Genomic DNA, 16,148 nt, shown 5'->3' on the forward strand with positions numbered 1-16,148 from the left:
GCCTCCCCATGTACGGGGGCGTCCTCGGGGATGGGAGGATTGGGCCCATGCTGCGCTGGTTGACCGCGGGGGAGTCCCATGGACGGGCCCTCACCGCGATAGTGGAGGGCCTTCCCGCCGGTGTGCGCGTGACCTCGGACGACATCGCCGAGGCCCTGCGCCGCCGCCGGCTCGGGCACGGGCGGGGCGCCCGCATGAAGTTCGAGCGGGACGAGGTCACGCTCATCGGCGGCGTCCGCCATGGCGTGACGCTGGGCGGCCCGGTCGCGATCGAGGTCGGCAACAGCGAGTGGGCCAAATGGGAGACGGTGATGTCGGCCGACCCGGTCGACGCCGGCGTGCTCGCCGCCCAGGCCCGTAACGCGCCCCTCACCCAGCCGCGCCCCGGGCACGCCGACCTGGTGGGCATGCAGAAGTACGGCTTCGACGACGCCCGGCCGGTGCTGGAGCGGGCCAGCGCCCGCGAGACCGCGGCCCGGGTCGCGCTGGGCGAGGTCGCCCGGCAGTTCCTGCGGCAGGCGCTGGGCGTGGAGGTGCTCAGCCACGTCATCGCGCTCGGCGAGGTCGCCGCGCCCGAGGGGGTCCTGCCCGGCCCGTCCGACCTGGCCGCGGTCGACGCCGACCCGGTGCGCTGCTTCGACCCGGAGGCCGCCGCGGCCATGGTCGCGCACGTCGACGAGGTCAAGAAGGCCGGCGACACCCTCGGCGGCGTCGTCGAGGTCCTCGCCTACGGCCTGCCGCCGGGCCTGGGCAGCCACGTGCACTGGGACCGCCGGCTGGACTCCCGCCTGGCCGGGGCGCTGATGGGCATCCAGGCGATCAAGGGCGTGGAGCTGGGCGACGGCTTCACCACCGCGCGCCGGCCCGGCTCCCGGGCGCACGACGAGATCGACAACACCGGCGAGGGACTGCGCCGCCGCACCAACCGGGCGGGCGGCGTCGAGGGCGGCATGACCACGGGCGAGGTGCTGCGGGTCCGGGCGGCGATGAAGCCGATCTCCACCGTGCCGCGCCGGCTGGACACCGTCGACGTGCGGACGGGCGAGCCCGCCAAGGCCATCAACCAGCGCAGCGACGTGACCGCGGTGCCCGCCGCGGGCGTGGTGGCCGAGGCCATGGTGGCGCTGGTGCTGGCCGACGCCGCGCTGGAGAAGTTCGGCGGCGACTCCGCCGAGGAGACCGCGCGCAACCTGCGCGGCTACCTGTCCTCCCTGGCCATCAAGTAGCGAACCGGCGAACAGTGGAAGCGACGACCATGGTGCGACCCAAGGCGGTACTGATCGGACCGCCCGGCTCGGGCAAGACCACGATCGGCACGGCGCTGGCGGAACGGCTCGGGCTGCCGCTGCGCGACACCGACGCCGACACCGAGGCGGCGGCCGGCAAGCCGATCGGCGAGATCTTCATCGACGACGGCGAGGAGCGGTTCCGGGAGCTGGAGCGCGCCGCCGTCCGCGCCGCGCTGGCCGAGCACGAGGGCGTGCTGGCGCTCGGCGGCGGCGCCGTGCTGGCCCCCGAGACGCAGGAGCTGCTGGCCGGCCACACGGTGATCTACCTGCGGGTGGGGCTCGCGGAGGCGGTCAAGCGGGTCGGGCTGGCCTCCGCCCGGCCGCTGCTCGTCCTCAACCCCCGCAGCCAGCTGCGCAAGCTGCTGGAGGAGCGGCTGCCCATCTACGAGCGGCTGGCCACCCTGCGGGTCGACACCGACGGCCGCACCCCGGAGGAGATCGTCGAAGAGATCCTCAAGGAGCTGCCATGACCGTCCACGTCGGCGGCCCCGCCCCCTACGACGTCGTGATCGGCACCGGGGTGCTCGGGGAGCTGCCCGCCATGGTCGGCGAGGGCGTCCGCACCGTGGCGCTCGTCCACGACCGGGGCCTGCCCGGGATCGCCGGGCGCGCCGCCGCCGTCCTGGAGGACGCCGGGTACCGGGTGGCGGCCCTGCCCGTCCCCGAGGGGGAGGCGGCCAAGGAGGCCGGCGTGCTCGCCGGGCTCTGGTCGCGGTTCGCCGAGCTGGGCATGACCCGGACGGACGCGATCGTGGGGGTGGGCGGCGGCGCCACCACCGACCTGGCCGGGTTCGCCGCGGCGTCCTGGCTGCGCGGGGTCCGGTCGGTGCTCGTCCCCACCACCCTGCTGGGCATGGTGGACGCCGCCGTCGGCGGCAAGACCGGCATCAACATCCCCGAGGGCAAGAACCTGGTCGGCGCGTTCCACCCCCCGGCGGGGGTGCTGTGCGACCTGTCCTCCCTGGAGACCATGCCCCACCAGGACTACATCAGCGGGCTGGCCGAGGTCGTCAAGTCCGGGTTCATCGCCGACCCGGTGATCCTCGACCTGGTCGAGGAGGACCCCGGGGGCGCCGCCGTCCCGTCCGGCCCGCACACCCGCGAGCTGGTCGAGCGCGCCGTCCGGGTCAAGGCCGAGGTGGTCTCCGCCGACCTCAGGGAGGCCGGCCTGCGCGAGATCCTCAACTACGGCCACACCCTGGCGCACGCCATCGAGAAGGCCGAGAACTACCGCTTCCGGCACGGCCACGCGGTCGCGATCGGCATGGTCTACGCCGCCGAGCTGGCCGCCCTCGCCGGCCGCCTGTCCGAGGACGTGGTGGCCCGGCACCGCTCGGTGCTGGTCTCGACCGGCCTGCCGGTCTCCTACGACGCGGCGGCCTGGCCCGCGCTGCGCGCCACGATGGCCATCGACAAGAAGTCGCGCGGCTCCACGCTGCGGTTCGTGGTCCTGGACGGCCTGGCCAAGCCGGGCCGCCTCGAAGGTCCCGCCGAGGACCTCCTGGAGGCCGCCTACCGCAGGATCGCGGGATAGATGCGCGAGCAGAGGAGGACCCTTTGACGAGGGTGCTGGTGCTGAACGGACCGAACCTGCGGCGCCTGGGCACGCGCGAGCCCGAGGTGTACGGGGCGGACACGTTCGAGGACCTGAGCGCGCTGTGCCGGGAGACGGGGCGGCGGCTCGACCTCCAGGTCGAGGTGCGCCAGACCGACGACGAGGCGGAGATGATCCGCTGGGTGCACCAGGCCGCCGACGAGCGGCTGCCGGTCGTGCTCAACCCGGCGGCGTTCACGCACTACTCCTACGCGCTGCGGGACGCGCTGGCGCAGCGGACCGCGCCGCTGGTGGAGGTGCACATCTCCAACCCCGCGGCCCGGGAGGAGTTCCGGCACACCTCGGTGGTGGCGGGGGTGGCGACCGGGACCATCGCCGGTTTCGGGCTGATGTCGTACGTCCTGGCGCTGCAGGCGGTGGCCGAACTGGTCGCCGAGGGCAGGGCGGCGGGCTGACGTCCCGGGGACCGGTCAGGCCGGGTCCCCGGCGGCGGCGCGGGCCATCTCCTTGAGCTCGGCGACCACCTCGTCCAGCGGGCGGACGTCGCGGTGCGCGCGGCACAGGATGGTGGCGCCCTCGACGGCCGCCACGATGAGCGTGGCGAGCCGTTCCGCGCGCTCGTCCGGGACGCCGGCGTTGCCCAGCCCCGTCGCCAGGGTGTCCTGCCAGCGGCCGAAGGCGGCCGCGGTGGCCGTGGCCAGTTGCGGGGCGTCCTCGTGCGACTCGACGGTGACCGCGACCACCGGGCAGCCGGCGCGGAACTCGCTCCTGATCAGCACCTGCCGCCACCACCCCACGAACGCGTCCACCGCCGAGGCGGCGTCGCCGCCCTCCACGGCCGCCGCGATGCCCGCGTTGAGGAACTCCCCGGCGTAGCGCACCGCCTCCTCGGCGAGCTGCACCTTGCCGCCCGGGAAGTGGTGGTAGATCGACCCGCGCGGGGCGCCGCTGTGCGCGATGACGTCGCGGAAGCCCGTGCCGCTGTAGCCCCGCTCGCGGAAGAGGTAGGCGGCGCTCCGCACCATGCGTTCCCGGCTGTCGGTCCCCATGGGCATCGATTATGACATTCATCATATGCCTCTTGCCTTCGGCATGATGTTCGTCATAGAACTGCTGCTACCGGTCGGTAAGGTCGGGGTGGCGCGGGCGGATCCGGGGCGGGCCCGGACACGGTGCACCGGCCCTGCCCCCGGCCCCGGCCCCGAGACAAGGAGACCTGGCGTGATCGACCTCCAGCGCGACGGTGCGGTGTTCGTCCTGCGCTACGACCAGGGCGAGAACCGCTTCGCCCCCGAGTTCCTGGACGCGGTGGACGGCGCCCTGGACGAGGTGGAGAAGGCGGAGGGGCCGCGCGCCCTCGTCACGACCGGGACCGGCAAGTTCTACTCCAACGGCCTCGACCTGGACTGGCTGGGCGCCAACGGCGACCGGTTCGAGGAGTACCTGGGCCGGGTGCACGCGCTGTACGCGCGGCTGCTGTCCCTGCCCCTGCCGACCGTCGCCGCGGTCAACGGCCACGCCTTCGCCGGCGGAGCCATGCTCGCCCTCGCCCACGACTTCGCGGTGATGCGCACCGGCCGCGGCTACTTCTGCCTGCCCGAGGTCGACCTCGGGATGAGCTTCACCCCGGGCATGGGCGCGCTGATCCAGGCCCGGCTGTCCCCGGCCGTCGCCCACGAGGCCATGATCACCGGGCGCCGCTACACCGCCGAGGACGCCCTGGCCGCCGGGATCGTCCAGCGCACCGCCCCCGAGGAGGAGGTGCTTCCGGCGGCGGCCGAGCTGGCGGCCTCGCTGGCGGGCAAGCAGGGCGAGACGGTGCGCCGGATCCGCACCGGCATGTACGGGCCCGCGCTCGGCGCGCTGCGCGGCCCCGCGCTGGGCTGACCCGGACCGGGCTGTTACCGTCGACTGAATCCAATTCGGTTTGCGGCTCCACCAGCTTCACGACTCCACGGCTTCACGACTTCCACGGAAGGACGCCTGATGCGCATCGGGATGGCCCTCAACTACGCGGGCGGCTTCAAGGAGACCGTCGCGGAACTGGCCGACTACGAGAAGGCCGGGCTCGACATCGTCTTCGTCGCCGAGGCCTACAGCTTCGACGCGGTGAGCCAGATGGGCTACATCGCGGCCAGGACCGAGCGGCTGGAGATCGCCTCCGGCATCCTGCCGATCTACTCGCGGACCCCCACCCTGCTGGCCATGACCGCGGCGGGCCTCGACTACGTCTCCGACGGCCGCTTCACCCTCGGCATCGGCGCCTCCGGCCCGCAGGTGATCGAGGGCTTCCACGGCGTGCCGTACCACGCCCCCCTCGGCCGCACCCGCGAGATCATCGAGATCTGCCGCCAGGTCTGGCGGCGCGAGCGCCTCCAGCACGAGGGCAAGTACTACAGCATGCCGCTCCCGCAGGGGCAGGGCACCGGCCTGGGCAAGCCGCTCAAGATCATCAACCACCCCGTACGGCAGGACATCCCGGTCCTGGTGGCGGCGATCGGCCCGAAGAACGTCGAGCTGACCGCGGAGGTCGCCAACGGCTGGGAGCCGATCTTCTACGTGCCGGAGAAGGCCGCCGAGGTCTGGGGCGACGCGCTGGCCGCGGGCCGGGCCCGCCGCGACCCCGCCCTCGGCGACCTGGACATCGTCGGCCAGGCCCCGCTGGCGATCGGCGACGACGTGCGGGACTTCCTGGAGTTCGGCCGCCCGATGGCCGCCCTCTACATCGGCGGCATGGGGGCGAAGGGCAAGAACTTCTACAACGACCTCTGCCGCCGGTACGGGTGGGAGAAGGAGGCCGAGGAGATCCAGGAGCTCTACCTGGACGGCAAGAAGGACGAGGCCGCGGCCAAGGTCCCCTACGAGCTGCTGGAGAAGATGTCGCTGATCGGCTCCGAGGGGCATGTCCGCGAACGCCTGGCGGCGCTGAAGGAGTCCGGCGTCACCACCCTGAACGTCAGCCCCATCGCCGGCGACCACAAGAGCCGCCTCGCCCTGATCGAGCGGGTCAAGGAGCTGGCCGCCGAGGCGTGATCCGGCCGGCGGCCGGACGGACCGGTCACCGGGGCGGACCGGTGACCGGGGTGGACTAGAGTCCAGCCATGGGGGAGCAGCATCAGCGCCGCCGCGAGGCCCTCGCCGCGCGCATCGCCGCCGAGACCGACGCCGTCCTGATCACGCGGCTGGTCAACGTCCGCTACCTGACCGGCCTGGCCAGTTCCAACGCCGCGCTGCTGGTCCGCGCGGACGGCACCGCCGTGCTGGCCACCGACTCCCGCTACCGGGGGACGGCCGCCCGGGTCTGCCCCGACCTCGAACTCGTGGTCGAGCGGCCCACCGCCGAGACGCTGACGTCCCGGGCGGCCGGGGACGGCGTGCGGCGGCTGGGGTTCGAGGCGCACGCGGTGACCGTGGCCAAGCACGCCGCGCTGGCCGCCCTGGACGGCGACCTGGAGCTGCGGCCCGCCGGGGAGCCGGTCGAGGACCTGCGCCGCGTCAAGGACGAGGACGAGTTGGCGCTGCTGCGCGAGGCCTGCGCGATCACCGACCGGGCCTTCGCGGCCCTGCTGCCCTCCCTGGGCCCCGGCCGCACCGAACGGGAGGTCGCGGTCGCGCTGGACCGCCACATGGTCGATCTCGGCGCCGAGCGCCCCGCGTTCGAGACGATCGTGGCCTCCGGGCCCAACGGCGCGATCCCGCACCACCGTCCCGGCGACCGGGTGCTCACCCGCGGCGACCTGGTGACCTTCGACTTCGGCGCCCTCCACGGCGGCTACCACGCCGACATGACCCGCACCGTCGCGCTGGGCGAGCCCGCCGGGTGGCAGCGCGACCTGTACGACCTGGTCCACCGCGCCCAGCTGGCCGGGGTCGGGGCGGCCGTCCCCGGCGCCGAGACCAAGGACGTGGACGCCGCCGCCCGCACGGTGATCGCCGACGCCGGGCACGGCGAGCACTTCCCGCACGGGCTCGGGCACGGCGTCGGCCTGGAGATCCACGAGGCTCCGCTCATGGGGTACGACAAGACCGGTAAGCTGATGGATCGAGTTCCGATCACCGCCGAGCCCGGGGTCTACCTCGACGGCCGGGGCGGGGTCCGCATCGAGGACACGCTGGTCGTCCGGACGAGCGGGCCGGAGCTCCTCACCGAGACGACCAAGGACCTGCTCGTCCTGTGAGCCCGGGGCGCGGTGCACCCGGCTCCGGGAGGACGGGCACCAGAACGACCGAGGCGGGCCGGTCCCGCCGGGAGAGGACGCTGTGGCGACGACGAACGACCTCAAGAACGGCATGACGCTGAACCTGGACGGCCAGCTGTGGACCGTCCAGGAGTTCCAGCACGTCAAGCCCGGCAAGGGCGGCGCGTTCGTCCGTACCAAGCTCAAGAACGTGCTGTCGGGCAAGGTGGTCGACAAGACCTTCAACGCCGGCACGAAGGTCGAGGTGGCCAGCGTCGACAAGCGGGAGATGCAGTACCTCTACCGCGAGGGCGAGGACTTCGTCTTCATGGACACCGAGACCTACGACCAGCCGCACATCCCCGGCGCGGTCGTCGGCTCGGCCGCCGACTACCTGCTCCCCGAGCAGAACGCCGTGATCGCGTTCAACAACGACAACCCGCTGTACGTCGAGCTGCCCGCGGCCGTCGTGCTGGAGGTCACCGAGACCGAGCCGGGCCTGCAGGGCGACCGCTCCACCGGCGGCACCAAGCCGGCCACGCTGGAGACCGGCGCGCAGATCCAGGTGCCGCTGTTCATCACCACCGGCGAGAAGGTCAAGGTCGACACCCGTTCCGGCGAGTACCTCGGCCGCGGTTGATGGCGGCGCGTACGGCGTCCGCTCCCCGGCGAGCGGACACGGGCCGATGAGCGCCCGCACCAAGGCCCGCAGGCTCGCGCTGGACGTCCTGTTCGCCGCCGAGCTGCGCGAGGAGGAGCCGACGGCGGTGCTCGCCCAGCGCGGCCGTCCCAACACCGGCGAGCTGTCGGAGTACGGGCACGCGGTCCGGCTGATCGAGGGCGTCCAGGAGCACCGCGAGCGGATCGACGAGCTGATCGCCACCTACGCCACCGGCTGGACCCTGGACCGCATGCCGGTGGTCGACCGCAACGTCCTGCGGATGGGCGCGTTCGAGCTGCTGTGGGTCGACGACGTCCCGGACGCGGTCGCGGTCGCCGAGGCGGTCGCGCTCGCCACCGACCTGTCCACCGACGAGTCGCCGCGCTTCGTCAACGGCCTGCTGTCGCGGCTCCAGCAGCTCAAGCCCTCCCTCTCCCTGGAGAGCTGACTAGGGTGGGAGAGGAAGAAAAGGGCTATGAACAGGGCAGAAGGCGCGGACAGAGCAGACGGGGCAGCGGAGCGCGACATTAGGGGGGTGGCCGTGGCCGCCCGGCAGGGAAGGCGGACCCGGGGAAGCGGCCGGGTGCGCAACGCGGTCCTGTGGGACGCGCTGCGCAAGGTCCTGGAACGCGTCGACCCCGGCACGGGCCCGCACGACATCGTCGACGTCGGCGGCGGGACCGGCGGCTTCGCGGTGCCGCTGGCCGAGCTGGGCCACCGGGTCACCGTGGTCGACGCCAGCCTCGACGCGCTGGCCGCCCTCGAACGCCGCGCCGCCGAGTCCGGCGTCAAGGTGCGGGCCGTCCAGGGCGACGCGGTGGACCTGCCCGGGCTGCTCGGCCCGGACGCCGCCGACCTGGTGCTGTGCCACAGCGTGCTGGAGTACGTGGAGGACCCCGCCGCGGTCATGGCGGCGCTGGCCGCCACGGTCCGGCCGGGCGGCTCGGTCAGCGTGCTGGTCCCCGGCCAGGTGGCCGCGGCGCTGCACCGCGCGGTCGCGGGCCACTACGACGACGCCCGCCGGGCCCTGACCGACCCCTCGGGCCGGTGGGGCGAGCACGACCGCACCCCGCGCCGGTTCACCCGCCAGTCGCTGTCGGCCCTGGTGGAGGGCGCCGGGCTGCGGGTGGGAGCGCTGCACGGCGTGCGGATCTTCGCCGACCTGGTGCCGGGCGGGCCGTCCGACGGCGACCAGGACGCCGCCGAGGCGCTGATCGCGCTGGAGTCGGTCGCGGCCGTCCACCCGGTGCTGCGCGAGCTGGCCACCCAGCTGCACGTGGTCGCGGACCGGCGGTAGGACGGCGGTGAGCCGCAAACAGCAGCTGCACCGGCCGGGCCCCCAGCCCGGCCCGCCCGCCGACGACACCGGGTGCTCCGTCCTGCACGTCGACATGGACGCCTTCTTCGTCAGCGTGGAGCTGCTGGAGCGGCCCGAGCTGGTCGGGCGCCCGGTCGTCGTCGGCGGCGCGGGCGCCCGCGGCGTGGTGGCGGCGGCCTCCTACGAGGCGCGGGCGTACGGGGTGCACTCGGCCATGCCGATGACCCGGGCCCGCCGGCTGTGCCCGCACGCGGTCGTGCTGCCGCCCCGGCACGAGAAGTACGCCCGGGTCTCGGCCGCGGTCTTCGAGATCTTCCGTACCGTGACCCCGCTGGTCGAGCCGCTCTCCCTGGACGAGGCGTTCCTGGACGTCGCCGGGGCGGTGCGGCGGCTGGGCCGGCCCGCCGCCATCGCGCGGTCGATCCGGGCGCAGGTGCGCGAGCAGCAGGGCATCACCTGCTCGGTCGGCGTGGCCGCCACCAAGTTCGTCGCCAAGCTGGCCTCCACCCGGTGCAAACCGGACGGGCTGCTGGTGGTGCCGGCCGATGGTGTCGAGGCGTTCCTGCACCCCCTCCCCGCCGCCGCCCTGTGGGGCGTCGGGGAACGCACCGAGCAGGCGCTCGCCCGGCTGGGGCTGCGGACCGTCGGCCAGATCGCCCAGGTGCCCCTGGCCACCCTCCAGCGCGAGCTGGGCAACGCCCTGGGAAGCCATCTGCACGAGCTGTCCTGGGGCCGCGACCCGCGCGCGGTCGTCCCGCACACGCCCGACAAGAGCATCGGCGCCGAGGAGACCTTCGACACCGACATCGACGACCCGGAGATCATCCGGCGCGAGCTGCTGCGGCTGTCCGAGAAGGTCGGGGCCCGGCTGCGGGAGAGCGGGAACGCGGGCCGCACCGTCAGCGTCAAACTCCGGATGGCCGACTTCAAGACGATCACACGGGCGCGCACGCTGCGTGAGCCCACCGATCTGGCTCGTGTGATCTATGTCACAGCATGCGAGCTGTACGAGGCGGCCGGGCTGGAGCGGGTACGACTCCGTCTGGTGGGCGTCCGGGTGGAGAATCTGGGGCCCGCCGACCAGGCCCCCCGCCAGCTGGCGCTCGACGAACCGGAGACCGGCTGGAGAGAGGCCGAGCGCGCGATGGACCAGGTCGCGCACCGGTTCGGCCGCGGTGCGGTCCGGCCGGCCGCTCTGGTCCGCCGCGCCGCCGAGGGTGACGCTCGCGACGACGGGGACGCACGGAGATGACGGCGTACAGGGACACCGCCCGCAGACGGTGCCGGCTCGGCCGATCGCTTTCGTCCCCTCGTTCCGCCTCGTATTCTGGGCATATCACCGTAGAGGAACCCGTCCTGCATCGGATACCCCGTCGCGGGGCTGTCGTTGGGAGGCGCCGTGCCGCTCTCTGAGCACGAGCAACGCATGCTCGACCAGATCGAGCAGGCGTTGTACGCCGAGGATCCGAAGTTCGCTCATGCGGTTCGCTCGACCAACCCCCAGGTTCACTACAAGCGCCGGATCGTCAAGGCCGCCCTCGGTTTCGTGCTGGGCGTGTGCGCTCTGATGACCGGCCTGATCCTGAACGCGGGAACGGTCACGATCGCCGTGAGCGTCACCGGATTCCTGCTCATGGTCGTCTGCTGTGTCTGGGCGCTGACCAGCTGGAAACGGATGACCGGAGTCGGAGCGGAGGCCGCCGCCGCAGGCGGAGGCGACTCCGGCGACTCCGGGGGCGGCCGTCAGGCCCGCCGCCGCGACCGGTCACGGTCGGGGTTCATGGACCGGATGGAAGAGCGCTGGCGCCGCCGCACCGAAGGCGAATGAGCCGGTCACCGGCCTGACCGCCCCCTCCGGGGCGGTCGCCGGGTGACGCCGTGCCGTACGCGGTTCCATCCGCGCGTACGGCACCGTCGCCCGCTCCTTTCTCGTGCCCGGATGCCGCCCCCGTGCCTGCATGACGCTTCCGCCCTGGCAAGACGCTTCCGTGCCCGCAGGGCGCGTGCCCGCATTGCGCTTCCGCTGCCCGCATGACCCTCGACCGGGCACCGCTCGGACCCCGACCGGGCCGCCGCTCCGGAGCGGCGGCCCGCGGGTCAGCGGCGGGCGCGGAGCAGGGCGGAGAGGCGGTCGGTGAGGCCGCCCAGCCGGGCGGCCCGCTCGTTCAGGCGGCCGGTGGCGGCCACGGCCCGGGTGCCCGCGGAACGGAACGCCGCCATGCTGGAGGGCGGCAGGTAGCGGGCCCGCAGCCGGGCCCGGCGGCCGACGGCCGCGGCGAACGCCTCCCGTACGGTCTTCAGATCGGCCCGGAGCGACTCGGCGGGCGTCGGCGGGCGCGACCGCGAGTATCGGGCCAGCTCCTCGGCGCGGGCGAGGCGTTTCAGCGCCCCGGCGCTCTCGGCGTCCAGCTCCAGCAGTTCCCCCAGGCGGCGCGCGGTGGCGCGGGGGGTGTCGCTGGCCCGCCAGGTCAGGCCGTGATCGAGGGCGTCCGCCCGCATCTCCTGCCAGGCGGCGTGCGCGGGATCCACCGGCCCCGGCGCGGCCGGGGCCTTCCCCGGGCGGCCGTGACCCGTGCCCGGGCCCGGCGCCGTGCCGCGCCCCGGCCCGGACGGACGGCCGCGCGCCGTGGCCGCCCAGCGCCGCCGCCGCGCCAGGACCCGCGCCGCCATGGGCGCCGCCAGGATCAGCAGCACCAGCAGCGCCCCGGCCAGCCAGCCGGTCGGCGGGCCGCCGCCGTCCTCCTCCGCGTCCACCGCGCCCGCCGGACCCTCGTCCTCGGGCTGCCGGCGCTGCGCCGACTCCGGCCCGGCGCTCCGCTCGGCCGTGGCCGACTCCTCCGGAGCGGGCGCCTCCTGCTCCTGCTCGGGGACGCCCTCCCCGATGCTCGCCGGGTCGGTGTAGGTGGGAACGTTCGCCGTGCCCGCGCCCGCCGCCCCCGCCGGGGTCGGCTCGAAACGGACCCAGCCGGTGCCGGGGAAGTAGAGCTCCGGCCAGGCGTGGGCGTCGCGCGAACGCACGACCCACTGCCCGAGACCCGTCTGGGAGCCGGAGGTGTAGCCCATGGCGACCCGCGCCGGGATGCCGAGGATCCGCGCCAGCAGCGCCATCGAGGCCGCGTACTGCTCGCAGTAGCCGCGCTTGCTGCGCAGCAGGAAGTCGACCAGGTCGCTGCCGTGCTGGGGCGGCGGCGCGCTCAGGTCGTAGGCGAAGCCGCCGTCGTTGGTGAACCACTTCTGCAGGCGCACGGCCTGCGCGTGCGCGGTGGTGGAGCCCTCGGTGACGTCCTGCGCGAGCCTGCGGATCGCCGGCGGGACGCTGCGCGGCACCGCGGTGTAGGCGGTGACGATGTCGCTGGGGTAGGTGCCGCCGTCGGCCAGCTGCTCCGGCGTGGGCTCGGCCCGGAGGCTGGTGACGTCGTAGGAGCGCCCGCCGGCGGAGTCGCGCAGGGAGTAGACCATCAGGGACCGGGAGTCCACCCGCCAGTCACCCTTGATCGACAGCCGGGTCGGCGCGTACGGCATCGGCAGGAAGGTCATGTTCCGGACCTTGCGCTGCACCCGGACGCTGGTGTTCACCCGGCGGACCGGCGCCGCGATCAGCCCGGGAGGCGCCGGCAGCGTCCCGTCCGTGACCCGGTCCCTGGCGGTGCTCTCCAGCGCGGTGTAGGTCCACCGGTCGCCGTCGAACCGGTCCAGCGCGTACAGCCGCAGGTAGTCGGGACGGGGGTCGTCGGTGCGGTAGCTCAGGACGACCGATTCGTCCTGGCGGGTCAGCTCCCGCTTCAGGCTGACCAGGGGATCGGGCGTGGTCACCGTCTGCGTGCCGCCGCCGCGCCCGCCGCCCGAGCCCATCCCGAACAGGCCGCGCGGATGGATGCCCGGCACGGCCGTGGGCACCAGCACCGCGATCGCCACCGCCGCCGTCCCGATCCGGCGCCCGCTCGCGGCCAGCGCCCCCGAGTCGGGACGGCGGACCCGGCCGGACCCGTCCCCCTCCGTCCCCTCCCGCGAGACGGCGGGCCGGGCGCCGTCCGCCGGGGCGTCCTCGCTCCAGCGCCGGGTGACCACCACCCGCCCCCAGCCGCCCACGCGCTCGCGGGCGTCGGAGACCAGCAGCGCGAGGTACCCCATGGCCCCCACGCCGAACGCCAGCCAGCCGATGCTCTCCTCGCGGACCGCCGCGGGCACGCTGTACATCGCCAGCAGCGGGAGGCCGGCGGGGGCGGCCCGCCGCAGCCGCGCCGCCAGCAGGTCGACCATGACGGCCACCAGGCCGATGCCCGCGGTGGCCAGCAGCGCGATCCCCGGCACCAGCGGGACCGGCGCGGCGTACTGGTTGACCGCGTCCCATCCCTCGGCGAACAGCTCTCCCAGCCGCCGGAACGACGACGGCGTGGGCACCACGCCCAGCAGCGCCTCGCCCGCGGTGAACCGCGCGGTCAGGTAGAGGAGCAGGCAGACCGGCCCGCCGAGCGCCCCGACGAGGACGGGCGCGCGCAGGTGCCGCGTCAGCAGCCCGCCCGCGGCGACCGCGAGCACCGCCCCCAGCCCCGACCAGAACCACATGCCGCTGGAGAACAGCGGATACAGCCCTGCGGAACCGGCCAGCGTGGCCAGCGCGGCCATGATCGTCATGCGGATCCTCATGAGGCGCCCCTGGCGAAGTCCCCGGCGGTCCGGCCGGCCGCCGCCCACGCACCCGGCAGTTCCGCGGCCGAGCCCACGACCAGTACCCGCCACCCGGCCGCGCGCAGCAGCCCCGCCGCGGTCGCGCCGGTGCCCGGCCCCGCACCCGCGCCGTCCGCCGCCGGGCCGTCCGCGCCGCGGTCCGCGTCACGCCCGGCGCCGGCCTCCCGGCCATCGCCCGAGCCGCCCGCGCCGACACCGGCGTCCGTGCCCGCGTCCGTGCCGGCGTCCGGTGCCCCGGGGCCGGGCCGCGCGTCGACGAGCACGGCGACGTAGGTGGCGTTGCCGCGGCGCGCCGCCGCGACCGCCCGCGCGTCCTCCGCCCGCAGGACACCGAACACGGCGACCACCAGCCCGTCCCCGTCCCGGCTCGGCGTGCCCGGCCCGCCCAGCGCGGCCAGCCCCGCGGTCAGGGAACGGCTCCGCGACGGGCGGGCCGTCGCCAGCGCCTCCAGCAGCGTCGCCTCGAAGGCCCCCTCGACCCGGGCGGACCGGGGCAGCGCCTCTCCCTCGTCGGTGACCAGCCGCAGGCCCATCCCGGTCCGCGACAGGTGCGTCCCGATCGACGCGGCGGCCGAGACCGCCTGCTCGAACGCCGACGCCGGGCCCTCACCCCAGTACCCCGAGCGCCGGGTGTCCAGGAACAGCGTGCCGCTGCTCTGCCAGTGCTGCTCCTCGCGCCGGACCATCAGCTCGCCGTACCGGGCGGTCGACCGCCAGTGCACCCGGCGCAGGTCGTCGCCGTGCCGGTACTCGCGCGGGGCGATGTCGTCCTCCCCGGCGGTGGCGACCGTGCGCGCCGGGCTGTCGCCGCCGCCGGCCCACGCGCCGCTCAGCCGCCCCGGCGGCAGCGGCACGACCACGGGGGTGACGGTCAGGGTGTCGGCCAGGCTGAACGAGCGGACCAGCTCCACCATCCCGAACGGGTCGGCCAGCCGCACGGTCAGCGGCCCCACCCGGTACCGGCCGCGCACGTCGGAACGGATCCGGTAGCTCAGCTCCCGGGAGCCCTGCGGCTCGACCCGGCCGAGCACGAACCGGGCCCGCCCGCCCAGCGAGAAGGGGACCTGGTCCTCCACCATCAGCAGCCCGCTGGGCAGCCGGGAGACGTTCTCCAGCCGCAGGTCCACGCGGGACTCGTGTCCCACCGGCAGGCGCGCCGGGTCCAGCCTGCGGGCGCAGGCCAGCCGGTAGCGGGTCCGCGACACCGCCAGGGTGGACAGCAGCGGCAGCACCAGCACCAGCACCCCGGCACGCAGCAGATCACGCTCGCCCAGCACGAACGCGCAGACGATGGCGGTCGTCCCGGCGGCCACGAAGGACCGCCCCCGGGTCGTGAGCCCGGCCAGCGCTCGTCTCAAGGTCACGCCCCGGGGGAGGGCACCGGCAGCCGGTCGACGAGCTCGGCCACCACCTGCTCGGGGCGGCGCCGCTCGATCTGGGCCTCCGCGGTGGGCAGCAGCCGGTGCGCGAGCACGGGCACCGCCAGGTCCTGGACGTCGTCGGGCAGCACGTAGTCGCGCTCGTCGAGCGCCGCGTACGCGCGGGCGGCGCGGACCAGGTGGAGGGTGGCCCGGGGCGAGGCGCCCAGCCGCAGGTCGGGATGCCTGCGGGTGGCGGTGACCAGGTCGATGGCGTACTGCCGCACCTGCGCGGACACGTGCTGGCGGCGTACCACGTCGATCAGCCTCCGCACGTCGCCCGCGTGCGCCACCGGCCGCAGCCGGTCGAGCGGCGAGGACTGCCCGTGCACGTCCAGCATCTCCAGCTCGGCGGCCGGGTCGGGGTAGCCCATGGAGATGCGGGCGGTGAACCGGTCGCGCTGGGCCTCGGGCAGCGGGTAGGTGCCCTCCATCTCCACCGGGTTCTGCGTGGAGATCACCATGAACGGGCGCTCCAGCGGGTAGGTGGTGCCGTCCACCGTGACCTGCCGCTCCTCCATGCACTCCAGCAGCGCGGACTGGGTCTTGGGGGACGCGCGGTTGATCTCGTCGCCGACCACGATGTTGGCGAACACCGGGCCCGGCTTGAACTCGAACTCGCGCAGCTCCTGGTTGTACGCGCTGACCCCGGTGATGTCGCTGGGCAGCAGGTCGGGGGTGAACTGCACCCGCCGCACCGTGCAGTCGATCGACCGCGCCAGCCCCTTGGCCAGCATGGTCTTGCCGACCCCCGGCACGTCCTCGATCAGCAGGTGGCCCTCGGCCAGCAGGACCGTCAGCGCGAGCCGCACCACCCCGGGCTTGCCCTCGATCACCGACTCCACCGCGTCGCGGATCTTGCCGGCCACCTGGGCCAGGCCGTCGAGCCCGGGGTCGGCGCCGGCGTCGGCGCCGGCGGACGCCTCCTTGAACGACTCGCCGTGCGTGCCTACTGCCACCAGCAACCCTCCTCAGCCGAACGGCCGTGTGATCTCTTCACCGGTCCCGCCGGGGACCTGCGGCCCCCGCCCGCGCGAGCG

The 16,148-nt window shown here is 74.7% G+C and carries 16 protein-coding genes; 12 read left to right on the forward strand and 4 right to left on the reverse strand.

Going from position 1 to position 16,148, the window contains the following annotated elements:
- Window positions 1-47 precede the first annotated feature (47 nt).
- From aroC to aroQ, 4 genes are read left to right on the forward strand one after another with little or no spacing between them, the layout of a single operon-like run.
- Window positions 48-1,226, forward strand: a complete 1,179-nt coding sequence (gene aroC, locus IW256_RS12495) for a chorismate synthase (RefSeq protein ID WP_197011117.1) — start codon at window positions 48-50, stop codon at window positions 1,224-1,226.
- Window positions 1,227-1,255: 29 nt separating this feature from the next.
- Window positions 1,256-1,759 (forward strand): shikimate kinase, encoded by a 504-nt coding sequence (locus IW256_RS12500; RefSeq protein WP_197011118.1) that lies wholly within the window; start codon window positions 1,256-1,258, stop codon window positions 1,757-1,759.
- Window positions 1,756-2,823 (forward strand): 3-dehydroquinate synthase, encoded by a 1,068-nt coding sequence (gene aroB, locus IW256_RS12505; protein ID WP_197011119.1) that lies wholly within the window; start codon window positions 1,756-1,758, stop codon window positions 2,821-2,823. The genes IW256_RS12500 and aroB overlap by 4 nt, the downstream gene beginning before the upstream one ends.
- A 23-nt stretch (window positions 2,824-2,846) precedes the next feature.
- Window positions 2,847-3,299, forward strand: a complete 453-nt coding sequence (gene aroQ, locus IW256_RS12510) for a type II 3-dehydroquinate dehydratase (protein ID WP_197011120.1) — start codon at window positions 2,847-2,849, stop codon at window positions 3,297-3,299.
- Window positions 3,300-3,314: 15 nt separating this feature from the next.
- Here the strand turns inward: aroQ and IW256_RS12515 are convergent, their stop codons facing one another.
- Window positions 3,315-3,893 (reverse strand): TetR/AcrR family transcriptional regulator, encoded by a 579-nt coding sequence (locus tag IW256_RS12515; protein ID WP_197011121.1) that lies wholly within the window; start codon window positions 3,891-3,893, stop codon window positions 3,315-3,317.
- Window positions 3,894-4,065: 172 nt separating this feature from the next.
- Between IW256_RS12515 and IW256_RS12520 the strand changes: the two genes are divergently transcribed.
- From IW256_RS12520 to IW256_RS12555, 8 genes are all read left to right on the forward strand, one after another.
- Window positions 4,066-4,731, forward strand: coding sequence for an enoyl-CoA hydratase/isomerase family protein (locus IW256_RS12520; protein WP_197011122.1), 666 nt, complete (start codon window positions 4,066-4,068; stop codon window positions 4,729-4,731).
- A 99-nt stretch (window positions 4,732-4,830) separates the two neighbouring features.
- Window positions 4,831-5,877: an LLM class F420-dependent oxidoreductase gene (locus IW256_RS12525; protein ID WP_197011123.1), complete on the forward strand. Its 1,047-nt coding sequence runs from the start codon at window positions 4,831-4,833 to the stop codon at window positions 5,875-5,877.
- 68 nt (window positions 5,878-5,945) lie between these two features.
- Window positions 5,946-7,022, forward strand: a complete 1,077-nt coding sequence (locus IW256_RS12530; RefSeq protein ID WP_197011124.1) for a M24 family metallopeptidase — start codon at window positions 5,946-5,948, stop codon at window positions 7,020-7,022.
- A gap of 82 nt (window positions 7,023-7,104) precedes the next feature.
- Window positions 7,105-7,662, forward strand: a complete 558-nt coding sequence (gene efp / locus IW256_RS12535) for an elongation factor P (protein WP_197011125.1) — start codon at window positions 7,105-7,107, stop codon at window positions 7,660-7,662.
- Window positions 7,663-7,708: 46 nt separating this feature from the next.
- Complete coding sequence (gene nusB / locus IW256_RS12540) at window positions 7,709-8,131, forward strand: transcription antitermination factor NusB (protein ID WP_197011126.1); 423 nt, start codon at window positions 7,709-7,711, stop codon at window positions 8,129-8,131.
- A 135-nt stretch (window positions 8,132-8,266) separates the two neighbouring features.
- Window positions 8,267-8,980 carry a methyltransferase domain-containing protein gene (locus tag IW256_RS12545; protein ID WP_307828869.1) on the forward strand — a complete coding sequence of 238 codons (714 nt, stop codon included), beginning with the start codon at window positions 8,267-8,269 and terminating at the stop codon, window positions 8,978-8,980.
- A 7-nt stretch (window positions 8,981-8,987) separates the two neighbouring features.
- Entirely contained in the window at window positions 8,988-10,253 is a 1,266-nt protein-coding gene (locus tag IW256_RS12550) for a DNA polymerase IV (RefSeq protein ID WP_197011128.1), read from the forward strand.
- 147 nt (window positions 10,254-10,400) lie between these two features.
- Window positions 10,401-10,829 (forward strand): DUF3040 domain-containing protein, encoded by a 429-nt coding sequence (locus IW256_RS12555; protein WP_197011129.1) that lies wholly within the window; start codon window positions 10,401-10,403, stop codon window positions 10,827-10,829.
- Between the two features lie 269 nt (window positions 10,830-11,098).
- On the opposite strand, the gene IW256_RS12560 is transcribed toward IW256_RS12555, so the two are convergent.
- Genes IW256_RS12560 through IW256_RS12570 form a run of 3 tightly spaced genes read right to left on the reverse strand, consistent with a single transcriptional unit; the run spans window position 11,099 to window position 16,067 of the window.
- Entirely contained in the window at window positions 11,099-13,636 is a 2,538-nt protein-coding gene (locus IW256_RS12560) for a transglutaminase TgpA family protein (protein WP_197011130.1), read from the reverse strand.
- A gap of 8 nt (window positions 13,637-13,644) precedes the next feature.
- Entirely contained in the window at window positions 13,645-15,054 is a 1,410-nt protein-coding gene (locus IW256_RS12565; RefSeq protein WP_307828870.1) for a DUF58 domain-containing protein, read from the reverse strand.
- A complete protein-coding gene (locus IW256_RS12570; protein WP_197011131.1) occupies window positions 15,051-16,067 on the reverse strand; it encodes an AAA family ATPase in 1,017 nt (338 codons plus the stop codon). Before IW256_RS12570 ends, IW256_RS12565 begins: the two co-directional genes overlap by 4 nt.
- Between the last annotated feature and the right edge of the window lie 81 nt (window positions 16,068-16,148).

It is taken from the genome of Actinomadura viridis (assembly GCF_015751755.1).
GTDB classification, from domain to species: Bacteria; Actinomycetota; Actinomycetes; order Streptosporangiales; family Streptosporangiaceae; genus Spirillospora; species Spirillospora viridis.